This is a genomic window from Gracilibacillus lacisalsi DSM 19029, from assembly GCF_000377765.1.
Classification (GTDB): domain Bacteria; phylum Bacillota; class Bacilli; order Bacillales; family Amphibacillaceae; genus Gracilibacillus; species Gracilibacillus lacisalsi.
In genome coordinates, this window is the sequence record NZ_KB898666.1 from 169,311 (window position 1) to 183,153 (window position 13,843).

The following is a 13,843-nucleotide window of genomic DNA, read 5'->3' on the forward strand; positions in this document are numbered from 1 at the left end:
TTAAGCTAGTCATTCTGCGTTTAACTTTCTATACTTCCCTGGAGTCATCTCCTTGTATTCACGGAACTTTCTTATGAAACTATTTTCATGCTGATAACCTACCTCTAACGCAATATCCGCTATTTTCTTATTTGTTTTAATTAATAACTCTTGCGCACGCTCCATCCTTAGTTTAGTAAAGTAGCCATATATCGTATCATCCATCTCCTCTTTAAACCATTGACTAGCAAGACTTACACTGACACCAACAGATTCAGCAATCTCTGGAATACCAATTGGTTCGCCTAAATGTACATTCATATACTGAATCATTTTTCGACACATCACATACCTTTTCGAATCATTTAGTTTTTGAATATTTTCAATTCTCTCTGATATTCGTTCCTTAAATAAGTTAGCAACATCTGCTAGATTCATGGTACGAATTTCCTCTGCAGTACGAAAAGTAGCATGTGAAATATCTTTGTTTTCGGTAAAAATAACTTTTCTTACTTGCTCAATAAAATAAAAGGCTAGCTCTGGACTAATGTTACTTTCATGAAATAACTGAGATAATGTAGACACGTCATCAATCGATTGCATTGGGTTCTCGAGTGTAATGGATTTCACTAGACGGTCAATTTTTTCTATATTTGTTTCTTTATCTTCTTGGCTTTGATCCACTTTTGTATAAATGTTTCCATATCCATCAAACAGACGGTATTGCAGTGCCTCCTCCGCTTCATTCATGGCACTTTTTAGTTCTTGAAACGGAACACCTGTCTGATTCAGCCCTACAGAAACAGAAAATCCTAAGATGTTTTGTATATGTGTAAGCGCTATCTTTAAATGGTTTAAAACATCAACTTTTCCCTCTAAATGCTGGATAATGATAATCATCTTATCATTGCCAATATCCACTGCCTCTACGGCAAAGTGACTCGATAATACTTCCGTAAGAATATTTGCCATCCCTGACTTGACCACAGAACGATAATTTCCAGCTACACTGTCTTTCCAAGCAGGATAATTATCGATCGATACGACTAATAATTGAATATTATCTTCTTGCCATTCTTTAAAATAAGCTTGCCACTTATCTTTCTGCTCGGTTCTGTTCGTTAATCTGCCAATATATATGTCATATAAAAATTTTGATTTCGCTTCGTACTTCACTTTTTTAATCAATTGGGATAATTGTGCATGATCACTAACCAAGTCATCTATGATATCTTCTAAATGTAGTAAGTCTCGTCTATAAAGCGGGTCATCATCAACTGAAAACAGTTCTTTCATTCGTCTTATAGGTTTTAATTCAACAGAATTGATAAAGAATATAGCGATTCCGCCAATGACAAGTGCAATTAAAGATACGATAAATACCACATCACGCACTGTTTTTGACTTAGCCAGTATACTCTCCTGCGAGACAACCGACACATATTTCCATCCGGTGAATTCTGATTCCATTTGATTTGCAAGTAGTATCTTATCATTATACGTAATGTCATTTAAATTTCCTTTGCTTATTTCTTCATTAACATATGATACAGTTTCTATATCAAACGTATGATTTTTCGTTGTATGTAGAATCTTATTATTTTGATCTAAAATATATTGCATGCTGTTAGATGGTGGCTCATTAGATGACCTTAATTTCGAAAATAATTCCGACTGATTAAGGTTAATCGCAACAATTCCCATTGTTTCCCCCTGCAAACTTATCTTACGAAATAAGGAAATGTTGGACCCTTTATACTTCGCGCCTTCTGGCAAATTACGATATTTAACAATTCTAGCTGTATCTGCATTAAATTCATCGATCACACTAGTCCACTCTGCATCGTTAAAAGTCGAACTGCTAGAGCTGAAGCCTTGCGGGATGGCAACAAAGCTATCACTGTTCACATTATAAATATAAATACTTTGAATAAAAGAAGAGTTTTTGGTAATGGTAGCTAGCTTATCATAAACCTCCTTAATATTTTCATAGGAGTTTTGTGATTGGTCCATCAAAAAACGATATACATTATTATCTAATGCTAATTTAACAGCGATTTGATCAGATTCAATTAAATATTCATCAATATAATTCATGTTTATTTTTAGCATTTGGTGCTGTGGTTCATTTAGTTCCTGTTGTAATATTTCTTTGGAAGTATGATAAGAAGAAAATCCTACTGTTAGTATAATAAAAATAATAGGTACCATTAAGATAAGTAGCAACCTTACTTGAGTATTAGAAAGATTTCTTCGAAGGATCCTCTGTATCTTAACAGGGAGAAACTTTGACATGAACCCACCCGCTTTCTATGTCTGAGCTTTTTCTCTTCATTATATGAAACTTCTATCATGAACATAACTCTACTCCCCCCCCAGCTAGAAGAGGAGGAGTAGCTCATGTTATTTAGCTGTTTCGTACCATTCCTGAACGCGCTGTGTTACTTCCTCGCCTCCAGATTGATTCCATTTTTCAACAAATTCATCAAATTTGTCGATTGACCATTCCCCTATTACAATTTTGGTTAAATATTCTTGGAATAACTTATGGGACTGAATATCTGGATAGCCATCATAAACCGTACTCGGTAATCCATCCCCAGCAATTCTCCTTGCATCTGCTTTACTTACTTCAAAAATATCCCTTACCATTTGCTGCTCATCTTCAGGGAATGAGTTATCAATTCTAATGTCCATTGATTCTTCTGTTGTTAAATTAAGCATTCCTAAGGCAATTGGCTTATCGTCTGATGAAGGTAATAATTGCTTTTCCCCATCTACTACTTCATGTTGGACACCCTCGATACCATATTGAACGAAATCTGCATTTTCAGGATCATAGAAAAAATCCAATAATTTTAATGCATTAGCAGCGTTATCTTCTGACGCTACAGGGATCATCCACTCCGGCTCACCCATGCTTTTTTGTGTAATATACCCTTCAAAACCATCCACTTCTGGAAGAGGCATTCCTACGACATAGGCATCTGGTGCCCCTTCTTTCATTGCCAAGTACCGCTCATGTAAATTAGCTGGGAGGTGATACCAGCTACCGACTAAATTATTATTAATTTTAGCTGTCCAAACATCTCCCTTGTTTAAAAACGTCTCATTATCTAATAATTCTTCTTCATAAAGCTCTCTAATGAATGCAATAGCTGCTTTCATATTCTCTGAAGTACCCGCATAATTAATTTCACCCTCATAAATATCCCATTCCGGGTAACCTTCCCACATTGCTACACCAAACATAGCGAATAAATGATCCATCCATCTGCCAAACTCCCTACCAGTTGTAGGCAGCTCATCCTGCTCGCCATTTCCATTTGGATCCTGATCACGGAATGCTATTAACATCTCTTTATACTCGTCTAGTGTTTCAGGCATATCCATACCAACTTTATCTAGCCAATCCTGTCTCAATAAAGCTGCACGTTCTGGGACTAAATACACTTTAGGAACATAATATATTTTTCCATCTGGAGATGCAGATCTAACAATATTCCATGCTTCCTCAGGGATTCTTTCCCATACATTTGGTGCATATTCCGGTAGCAAGTCATCTAATGGCAAAGCGCCTCCTTGGTCGATCAGGGTTTGTTCCACTCCTCCAATCGGTCTCAAAATATCAGGAAAATCCTCTGAAGCAATCATAAGATTAATGTACTCAGCTGGTTCTGAACCTGGTGGTGTTGACTGTAACTCATACTCCACGCCAGTTTTTTCTTTAATATATTGCACATGTGGATCATCACTGTCAGGGATCGTACCCTTGCCCAAATGACTTTTAAACACGCTAACAGTTGCCGTTTCCTCCCTTTCTTCTGTTTCTAATTCATCATTTTCTTCATCTTGGTTAGCTGTATCTTCACTATTGGAACATGCTGTTACCAAAACCATAATCAACAACGCTACAGAAAATAATAAAAAATGATAAAAACGTTTTCTCATCCTGTCTTACCTCCCCATTTTTAATTAACTATTCTTTTAAAGAACCTAGTACTGCTCCTTTCACAAAGTACTTTTGTAAATATGGATAAACTAACACAATTGGAACCGTAGCAAAAATAATGGTGGCAGCTTTTAAGGTGGTTGTGTTGAAATCAAAGTCACCCATTATTAAATCTACTGCTGCAAGCTCTTCTTCCGATGTAAAAAATGCCCGTAAACGCATTTGTAAAGGCCAAAGAGTCGGGTCCCGCAAAAATAGCACCGCTGTCTTAAAGGTGTTCCAGTAACCTACAGCATAGAAAAGACTAATGGTGGCTAGCACGGGTTTTGATAACTGCAAATAAATCTGAAACAATAAACGAAATTCATTACAGCCGTCAATCCTGGCCGCATCATCAAGGTCTGAAGGAATCCCCAAAAAGAACGTTCGCACAATAACCATATTAAATGTGCTTATTAAGCCTGGAATAATTAAAGCCCAGATCGAATCCATCAGTCCTACCTCTCTTACGGTTAAAAAGAAAGGAATCATCGGTGCATTAAAAATCATCGTAATGACCATCATTAACATAATCGGTTTACGCAGAAGAAAGTCTTTCCGCGATAATGGAAACGCTGTCAAAACTGTGAAAAGCATACTAAGAAAAGTCCCGACTATCGTAATAAATACTGTTACACCAAAAGCTCTCCATAGCACTTCATTTTGGAGAATATGTTCCCATGTCGCTAATGTAAAATCAACAGGTATTAAAAAAACTTGTTTTGAATCGGCAGCAATCGGCGAACTAAATGAAACTGCCAGTAATTGCAACAATGGAGCAATCATCGTCGACGCTAATACGATTAATAACGTATAATTAAATAGTTGAAATAATCTTTCTCCAACAGATTGTTTCATTTACCACAACCCCTGTTCTGATTTTCTTGCAAGCCTATTGAATATCCACAACAGAGCAAAACCTATGACAGACTGAAACAGACCAATTGCCGTTGTTAAGCTATATTGCCCTTGGAGAACCCCTGCTCGATATACATAAGTTTCAATAATATCTCCCACAGAATACGTCATTGGCGTTAACAAGTTAAAGATTTGGTCAAAACCTAACTCCAAGAAGTTACCGATATTTAATAAAAACAGTACAGAAATAGTAGGTAACAGTAAAGGGAGTGTAATGTAAATAGTTTGTTTAAATCGACTGGCTCCATCGATTACCGCTGCTTCATAAAGGCTTGGATTAATCGCCGTTATTGCAGCCAAGTAAATAATGGTCCCCCAACCAACTTCCTTCCAAATCCCTGAAATAATAACGATTGTTCTAAAATATGCTTCTTCTTGCATGAACAGAATTGGTTCAAATCCTAACATCTCTCTAATCGCATTAACTATCCCCTGATTTGCTAATAACTCAAAGACAATTCCACCGACTACAACCCAAGATAAGAAGTGTGGCAGATAGAATAAACTTTGCACTGTCTTCTTAACTATTAATAATCTTATTTCATTAAATAATAATGCTAAAATAATCGGTGCCGGAAACTGAAATATCAATTGATACAAAGCTATTAATGCTGTATTTCTTAATACTTCATGAAAATCTTGATAGTGTAGCAAAGTCTTGAAGTTCTCCAGACCAACCCAAGGACTTGCAAATATGCCTTTAAAAATTTGAAAATCTTGAAAGGCTATTACACTCCCCATAAGCGGGATATACTTAAAGACAATGTAATAAATAATCCCCGGCAAAATCATCAAGTATAACATCCAATGTCTTCGCACATTTTTGATAAGACCATTTTGAAGTAAGCGATACCAAAATCCAGTTCTCTGTGTTATTACTTGTTCATTTTTTATATGTCCATCCATGCACTCCCCCCTTTCTTTTTTTCAATAAAATCATATCGTGAATCCCATTAAATAAACAATTAGCCATTTCCACAATAACTATTCAATTCTTATCAGAAGGCAAAATCTATAAATTGTTTAGGTTATGTGGCTTTTGTTTGTTCTAATAAGAAAAGCGCAATGCGCCCGCCTAGATTCTGGGTGCTTGGAGCTAGACAGCCCCCCAATTTTATACTTTCTTTCCTAATAAGAACAACTGGGAAAGCTCACCCGGTCCTTTTCATTGACCAAAATAATATATCGATGTTATAAAGTAGTTATTTTGAGATGGATATTGGGCGTAACAACCGCTACGGCTTGCCCACTTCGCTTTCCGTGGGGCGTGTCTTCAGCTAACTTTTGTAAAGAAGATCGCTTTACAAAAGTGGATCTTCAGATCACGCTGATCCCACAGGAGGCGAAGTGGACGCCTACGCTAATTCATGCTCTACAATGAATGTTCTCGCTGACATTCCAATTTTATTACACAGTTTAAGAAAGCTCGAGAAGTTAGCAGTCACAAACGTTGTAGAACAGTTTCATAGCGGAGGCCGTCCACTTCCACTCCTACGGGATGATTTTCGCCTAAGCTAACTTTGGTAAGCGCTCTTTGCTTACCAAAGTTAGCTTAGGCGAAAATCCCGTGGAAAGGGAAGTGGACAGCCGCAGCGATGGTTTCCTGTACAAGCTATTTCAAAATGGCTACTCTGCTTACAAATGCGTTGATACCGATGATTATATACTTTCTATATTATGAAAAAAATCCATCAATCAATTCTTTTTGACTGATGGATTGTCTCTATTCTACCAATAAACAGGTTACATTTTTAAACCAGTTTGATATAAAAAGCCTACATTTTTGATTAATAGACATAATAAAAATGCCCACCGTTAAGGCGAGCATTTTTTTATTACCATTAACCTTTATTTTTATTATACACATCAAAACCGACTGCAATTAGTAATACTAAACCTTTAATAAATTGCTGCCAGTCGATACCGATACCGATTAATGACATACCGTTGTTCATTACACCCATTACAAGACCACCGACAATCGCACCGATGACAGTACCAACACCACCGGCCATAGATGCACCACCGATAAATACCGCTGCAATCGCATCAAGTTCGAGCATGTTACCAGCTGCCGGGGTTGCTGAATTTAGTCGAGCGGCAAACATTAAACCTGCTAAAGCAGCAAGTACACCATTGTTTACAAATACCCAAAATACAACTCGCTTTGTTTTTATTCCGGATAAGTCTGCTGCCTTTTTATTACCACCAGTAGCATAAATGTGACGACCCATTACAGTGTTCTTCATAATAAAGGTATAAAGTACAATAAGAACAATTACAATGACAAGTACCGTTGGGATCCCTTTATTTTGTGCTAATTGATAGGCAAACCAATTAATTGCAAGTAATAATAATGCCAATTTTACAATAGTGGTCCATAAAGGGGCAACTTCGAAATTGTATTGCAATTGCGTTCTTCTTTTATTAAATTCTAAGTAGACCAATACTAGCGATAAAATTACGGACAATACAATGGTGAAAATGTGTAGATTCGCTCCACCAAATAAATCAGGAATAAATCCACTACTTATACTTTGAAACGAGTCAGGAAACGGTGCTAAAGATTGCCCATCTAATAACCATAATGTTAGACCTCTAAATACGAGCATTCCTGCCAAAGTTACAATAAAGGATGGTATCCCAACATATGAGATCCAAAAACCTTGCCATACACCAATCAAAGCTCCTGCTATAATTGCAATAATTACTGCAAGCCAAACTGGAACATTCATATTAATGATAAGTACACCAGCAACGGCTCCGATAAACGCAACAACTGAACCTACTGATAGATCAATGTTACCAGTAATAATTACTAGAACCATCCCAACCGCTAATACAAGAATAAAGCCATTTTGTAAAATTAGGTTGGTTAAGTTTAAGGGTGTAAAATTAACCCCATCTGTTAAAAACCAAAATAGTCCCGTGATCAATACAAGTGCTATAATCATTCCGTATTCTCTTAGATTATTTTTAAATAAATTAATTAACGTCTGCATTGCGAGTCCCCCCTGTTCCAGTCATATAACGCATGACACTCTCTTGATCTGCTTCGTCTTTATTCAATTCACCTGTCAAGCGCCCTTCATTCATTACATAAATTCTGTCAGATAGCCCTAGTACCTCTGGCAATTCCGAAGAAATAACAATAACTGCTAAGCCTTGCTTGGCTAACTCGTTAATCTGTGTATAGATTTCAAATTTTGCCCCAACATCAATACCTCGTGTTGGTTCATCCAAAATCAGAATATCGGGTTCTGTAAAAATCCATTTACTGAGGACTACTTTTTGCTGGTTACCCCCACTCAAATTACCTGCCAGTTGTTCAAGTGTCGGAGTCTTAATGTTTAATCGCTCTCTTAAGGATTGTGATTCGATGACTTCTTTATTTTCATCGATCACACTTGATTTGGAGATTCTCTGTAAATTGGATAATGTAATATTACGTTTTATATCATCAATTAAATTCAAGCCATATGTCTTACGATCTTCTGAAACATAGGCAATACCCTTTTCGATCGCCTTACTTACGGTATTGGCTTCAATTTGTTTTCCATCCTTATATAATTCACCACTGATTTTCTTACCATATGATTTTCCAAAAATACTCATTGCCAGCTCTGTTCGACCAGCTCCCATTAATCCAGCAATACCTACAATTTCACCTTTTTTAACATGAAAACTGACGTTATCGATGATTTTACGATCTTGTTGTTGTGGATGATATACATTCCACTTCTTTACTTCAAATATAGTCTTACCAATATTAGGATGATGTTCAGGGAACCTACTTGTTAACTCCCGGCCAACCATCCCCTTGATAATTCTTTCTTCTGATATCTCTTCTTCCTTTGCATTTAATGTTTCAATTGTCTTCCCATCACGTAATACCGTAATAGAATCAGATACATAGGATACTTCATTTAATTTATGAGAGATTAATATCGAGGATACTCCTTGCTGTTTTAACTCTAATAGTAATTTCAGTAAATTCTCACTATCAGTTTCGTTCAACGCTGCGGTAGGCTCATCTAGGATTAGCAGTTTCACGTTTTTCGATAAGGCTTTAGCAATTTCCACCAGTTGTTGCTTCCCTACACCGATATCCATGACGAGTGTTTCTGGAGAATCTTTCAGCCCAACGCGTTCTAATAATTTTTTAGACTCTGAGAACGTATCTTTCCATTTCATAATTTTGTTAGATTGACGTTCATTACCAAGGAAAATATTTTCAGCAATAGATAGATAAGGACTTAACGCTAATTCTTGGTGGATAATAACAATCCCTAAATTCTCACTTTGCTTAATATTTTTAAATTGGCATTCCTGTCCTTCAAAATAAATAGATCCATCATAGGTTCCATATGGATAAACACCACTAAGAACTTTCATTAATGTAGATTTCCCAGCGCCATTCTCACCGACTAATGCATGTATTTCTCCCTGTTCCACTTGCAAATTAACATTATCTAAAGCTTTTACACCGGGGAATGTTTTCGTAATTTCACGCATTTCTAGTATATAATCAGACATTAGCTCCACCACCTTTAATCGCTCTATAACATTGAATTAGTGGTGACCTCAGACCACCACTAATTCATTTCTTTATGATCTGGCTTATTCTAACTCGTCTTCAGAATAGTAGCCACTATCAATGACAACTTCTTGGTAATTATCAATATCTACAGAGACAGGCTCTACAAGATACGTAGGAACGACTTTTTCGTTATTATCATAAGTTTCTGTGTCATTCACTTCTGCCTCTTCACCGTTTAGAATAGCCTCTGTCATATCAACTGCTACGGCAGCTAAATCTCGCGTATCTTTAAATACAGTTTGTGTCTGCTCACCAGCAATGATTGATTTAATAGAGGCTAATTCTGCATCTTGACCAGAAATAACTGGTAATGGAAGGTCATCAGAACCGTAACCTACACCTTTAAGAGCTTGAATCACACCACGACTAATACCATCATAAGGAGATAATACTGCATCTACTGTTTCATCTCCTGAATAAGAACTGCTAAGGATATTCTCCATACGGGATTTTGCAGTGTTACCATCCCAACGCATGGTTGCTGCTTGTTCAAATTCTGTTTGTTCACTTTGAATAACTAATTTACCCTCATCAATATACGGTTGAAGTACACTCATTGCACCATCCCAGAAGAAATAAGCATTATTATCATCTGGGGAACCACCGAATAATTCAATATTGAATGGTCCTTCTTCGTTTTCTAAATCAAGTGCTTCTTCGATGTATGAGGCTTGCAATACACCTACCTGAAAGTTATCAAATGTTGCATAGTATGTTACGTGTGGCGATTCCATAATCAAACGGTCATAAGACACCACTTGAATACCTTGGTCATTAGCCTTTTCTAATACATTCGTAAGTGCAGTACCATCAATTGATGCAATAACAAGTGCATCTGCACCTTTTACGATCATATTTTCAATTTGTTCGATTTGTTTGTCTACATCGTCTTCTGCATATTGTAGATCTGTTTCATAACCTAGCGCTTCCAATTGCTCTACCATGTTATTCCCATCATCAACCCAACGCTGAGAGGACTTTGTCGGCATTGCTACACCAATTAAACCACCATCTGCAGACTCTCCACCATCATCTGAATTTCCACCTGATGTATCATCGCTACCACAGGCAGCTAAAAATAAAATAAGACTAAAGAAAATTGCTAAGAAACTAAACTTCTTCATAATTGTAACCCCTTTCAAATATGTTTTTTATCTTGCTTGGTTATAAATGTATCACAAACTAACTTGTAAGCCTTTACATAATTTTAAACAGTTTTTATAAAAATTTAATGTGCATGTAATATGAGATCTATTTCCTTATATTATGGGGGGCTTCTCGCAACTTTGGGGTAATGACTGCACTCAAAGTTTAACTTTGAGGCAGTCATTACCCTCCGTTACAATTGATGCTTGTACTGCTTTGGTGTCATACCAATCGATTTTCTAAATGCAGTGCTGAAATAGTGTTGTGAATCATACCCTACTCGTTCGGCAATTTCCCGGATGCTGAGATCAGTTGTTTTCAATAAATCTTTTGCCGCTTGTAAACGCATTTGCGTTACTAATTTTACATAAGATACCCCTAAATCTTGTTTAATCATTTTACTAAGGTAAACCGTTGAAACATGAAGCGATTCAGCAATACTCTCTAATGTTAAGTGTGAGTCACGGTAGTGTTTGCGAATATATTGGATCGATTGTTTAACCAGTGGGGAAAGTTGCATATATGTATTTAATTCTTGCTTAACTTCCGCATACTTAGAAGGAATATTTGAAAATTCCACATCTATTTGCTTAGCATAAACATGTTGCGCAAGTTCTTTTTTTATGAACTCTTCTAGATGTAACACTAAGTCTGCTGGTGTTTGTTCCCAGATAAGAATAGAAATCCAATGAGTATCTTCTAAAAAGATGGCATGTCCATACATGCTCATGTCCTCTTCCAATAGCTCTTCTATTGCCTTTAATTGTTGCTTTCGCTCCTGTTCACTAAAAAAATGATGTTCAACTTCGCCATCGAGCCATTTCATAACAATCAATGATTGAGGGGCTGATCGAGGGAGTTCTAAAAATTGCAATTGATTTTTCACCTCTTCTTCCCCTAAGTTTTCTGACATCCACTCTAGAAAAAAGCGGTTTCTTAACTGCTTATGATTCTTTTTCACTTGTGTAGAAGCCTGCTGTAAATAGTTTTCTTCTTGCCTTTGCTGATCTAATTGTTGTTTTACCTCTCCTAGAATACCAGCTAATTGATTAGGATTTACCGGCTTCAATAAATAATCCTCTACTTGCAGGCGAATCGCTTCTTGAGCATATTGAAAATCATCATATCCAGAAATCACTACCATCCGACAATCATGTAATTGATTTTTAATTTTCTTCATTGCCGTAATGCCATTCATAATTGGCATATTCAAATCGATTAATAACACATCAATTTCATGTCGGATAGCTAAGTCGACTGCCTCTTCACCATCTTCTGCTTCTGCTACAACTTCCATGTTAAAATCACCCCAATTAACGGAAGACATTATTCCATCACGGATGATAAATTCATCATCCGCTATTAACACTTTCCAATATTCCATCTTGATCACTTCTCCCTCTCCTCAACACTATTATTCATAATTGGCAATAAGATCGTAATAGTTGTTCCGACATCTTCTTGACTTTCTATTGTCAGACCATAATTAGGGCCGTGTGTTAATTGAATTCTTGCTTGCACATTTAGCATGCCGTATCCTTTTTTATTCCTTGTCTCTTCTGGATTTTCAGTTTGGGTAATCGCTTCAGCCAACGCTTCTCTCAGATCGCTCAATTGTTTCGGGGTCATTCCTTTTCCATCGTCACTTATCTTAATAAGTAAATTTTCATCCGAAGATTTGGCTTCAATATTGATATGTCCCGCTCCTCGTCGTTCTTTAATTCCGTGATAGATTGCATTTTCAATAATTGGTTGCAGAATAAATTTTAATATTGCTTTATTTTTTATAGATTCCTCTACTTTAATATCATAATTTAACTTTTCACGATATCTTGTTTTTTGTATTTTTAAATAGCTTTCGATATGATCGATTTCTTCAGCCAATGTAATAATATCGCGACCCTTACTCAAACCGATTCGAAATAGCTTAGCTAGTGATTCTACTACTTCTGCCACATCATCTGCCTTTTGTTTTCTTGCCATCCATTGAATGGTATCCAGTGTGTTATAGAGAAAATGCGGATTGATATTCGCTTGTAAACTACGAAACTCTGCATCTCTTTTTTGCCTTTCTTGTCTTTCTGTCAGATGCATTAAACCATTAAGCTTCGTTAGCATTGTATTGAAACTTCTACCTAATAGACCAATCTCATCAAACCTTTTCTCTTTATACCTCACCTTCAAATCTCCATCTTCTGCCTTCTTCATAAAAGATACGAGCTGCACAATCGGTTTCGAGATCGAATGTGACAGAAAATAAGATACCGGAATACCGAAAAACATAATGATAAAAATAAACATTACTAAATAAAAATTAATTTCACGCAAACCAAAGATGGTTTCTTCCGTAGGGAATACACCAACCGTAACCCAATTGGCAAAAGGAGAGCGCTGATAAATAAATTGAATCTTCTCCCCTTTGATCGTTTTAGAGAAATCCCCTGATTGCTGTTCACTTATCCAATTAAAAGGTATATGACTGACAATCGGTTGATTAGGTTGATAGATATTTTGGCCGTTGTCATCAACCACCATTAAATATCCGCTTTTTCCTAATGTTACATCTTTTACCGTTTCCGCAATGGCTCTTCGTTTTAAGTCTATTAATACTACACCATGAACTTGCTCAGTAAATGGGTCTATTACCGCTCTTACAACCGTCACCACATCATCATTTGTATAATCAACGATAGAATTCAGCCTTCTGCCATCAGGTCGACCAATAATCTTAAAAATACCATTATTGTTAACAGCTGCTTGATACCAGGATGCTTCTGTTAAGTCCATGGTAGATGGAGCATATAATTCGTTACTAACATATTCTCCTTTATCGTTTATTACCATTATTCCAGCTACCTCTGATGATACCGTTGTAAAATTTCGCAAGTATCGTTGTATTTCATATTTATTATCAGAAAAAGCGGCCTCTTCACCTTGACCTAGAAATTGCTCGACATCTTCGTTATTCGCAATCATATAGGTATAACTTTGTAGATTACTGATGTAAAACTCGAAAGATTCGTTTACTTTACCAATTAGTTGCATGGTATTGTCATTAACTTGTTCTTCCATTACACGCTCAACCGTCCAACTGATTAATAAAGCTAAACAGAAAATCGGCAATATACTAATTAATAAAAAGTGTGATATTAATTTATAGCGAATTGGAATATTATTAATTTGTATCCAGCGCTTCACAGAGCATCCAT

Annotated in this window: 9 protein-coding genes; all 9 read right to left on the reverse strand. The window is 36.4% G+C overall.

What is annotated here, in order from left to right:
- Window positions 1–9: 9 nt before the first annotated feature.
- Window positions 10–2,190, reverse strand: coding sequence for an AraC family transcriptional regulator (locus D569_RS0109360; protein ID WP_018932156.1), 2,181 nt, complete (start codon window positions 2,188–2,190; stop codon window positions 10–12).
- A gap of 192 nt (window positions 2,191–2,382) precedes the next feature.
- Window positions 2,383–3,930, reverse strand: a complete 1,548-nt coding sequence (locus tag D569_RS0109365) for an extracellular solute-binding protein (protein WP_018932157.1) — start codon at window positions 3,928–3,930, stop codon at window positions 2,383–2,385.
- Window positions 3,931–3,958: 28 nt separating this feature from the next.
- Complete coding sequence (locus D569_RS0109370; RefSeq protein ID WP_018932158.1) at window positions 3,959–4,828, reverse strand: carbohydrate ABC transporter permease; 870 nt, start codon at window positions 4,826–4,828, stop codon at window positions 3,959–3,961.
- On the reverse strand, window positions 4,829–5,794 hold the full coding sequence (locus D569_RS0109375) for an ABC transporter permease (RefSeq protein WP_018932159.1): 966 nt from the start codon (window positions 5,792–5,794) through the stop codon (window positions 4,829–4,831).
- Between the two features lie 935 nt (window positions 5,795–6,729).
- Window positions 6,730–7,890: a multiple monosaccharide ABC transporter permease gene (mmsB, locus tag D569_RS0109385; protein WP_018932161.1), complete on the reverse strand. Its 1,161-nt coding sequence runs from the start codon at window positions 7,888–7,890 to the stop codon at window positions 6,730–6,732.
- Window positions 7,874–9,424: a multiple monosaccharide ABC transporter ATP-binding protein gene (gene mmsA, locus D569_RS0109390; RefSeq protein WP_018932162.1), complete on the reverse strand. Its 1,551-nt coding sequence runs from the start codon at window positions 9,422–9,424 to the stop codon at window positions 7,874–7,876. Before mmsA ends, mmsB begins: the two co-directional genes overlap by 17 nt.
- Window positions 9,425–9,508: 84 nt before the next feature.
- Complete coding sequence (chvE, locus tag D569_RS0109395) at window positions 9,509–10,612, reverse strand: multiple monosaccharide ABC transporter substrate-binding protein (protein WP_018932163.1); 1,104 nt, start codon at window positions 10,610–10,612, stop codon at window positions 9,509–9,511.
- A 215-nt stretch (window positions 10,613–10,827) separates the two neighbouring features.
- Complete coding sequence (locus D569_RS0109400; RefSeq protein WP_026287276.1) at window positions 10,828–12,018, reverse strand: response regulator; 1,191 nt, start codon at window positions 12,016–12,018, stop codon at window positions 10,828–10,830.
- Window positions 12,019–12,023: 5 nt separating this feature from the next.
- Window positions 12,024–13,832 carry a cache domain-containing sensor histidine kinase gene (locus D569_RS0109405; protein ID WP_018932165.1) on the reverse strand — a complete coding sequence of 603 codons (1,809 nt, stop codon included), beginning with the start codon at window positions 13,830–13,832 and terminating at the stop codon, window positions 12,024–12,026.
- Window positions 13,833–13,843: the final 11 nt, after the last annotated feature.